Origin of the sequence: Agrobacterium sp. MCAB5 (assembly GCF_052114365.1) — a bacterium.
Lineage (GTDB): Bacteria > Pseudomonadota > Alphaproteobacteria > Rhizobiales > Rhizobiaceae > Agrobacterium > Agrobacterium tumefaciens.
Genome location: NZ_JBFREP010000145.1, coordinates 1 through 591, shown reverse-complemented (window position 1 = coordinate 591; position 591 = coordinate 1). Strand labels below are relative to the sequence as shown.

General features: G+C 59.9%; 1 pseudogene. It reads right to left on the bottom strand.

Going from position 1 to position 591, the window contains the following annotated elements:
- Positions 1-466 (bottom strand): annotated as a pseudogene (gene istB, locus AB4Z23_RS27875) (IS21-like element ISRel3 family helper ATPase IstB); the annotation flags it as partial.
- Positions 467-591 lie beyond the last annotated feature (125 nt).

The window sequence follows — 591 nt, the reverse complement described above, 5'->3', positions numbered from 1 at the left end:
TTTCGGAACGGGCCAGCGAGCCGATGAGGTCAGCAAGGTTCGTGAAGTAGACGCTCTTTCCAGCTTTGACGGCTTCGACGCCGAGCGCGGTGGCAAGATGACTCTTGCCGGTTCCAGGTGGACCGAGGAAATGCACGGCCTCGTGTCGATCGACGAAGCCAAGCTGCGCCAGGGTGAAGATGCGATCTCGGTCGAGGGAAGGTTGGAAAGTGAAGTCGAAACCGGCAAGGGTTTTGATTGTCGCCAATCTGCCCATTCTCAAGGCCGTCTTGATGCGGCTGTTCTCGCGCAGGGTCAGTTCCTCGGACAGCAGGATATCGATAGCCTCAAGGGCAGATAGCTCACCGTGCTCGAGGCGGCGCACGACATGGTCGAGTGCTTCCAGTGCGCGCGGCATCTTCAAACCGACCAGATCATGGCGAATACGGTCGATCATGGATGGAATGGCATCGAGGGTCGCGCTCATGGGCGGCTCTCCCGTGCCAGGACTTTACCAACGGCGTCATAGAAGGCGAGCGACCGCTGCAGCACGGTGTCGCCGGCAGGCTTGACGACAAGGGATTCGTCTCGTGTCCTTGGCCTGTGTTGCGG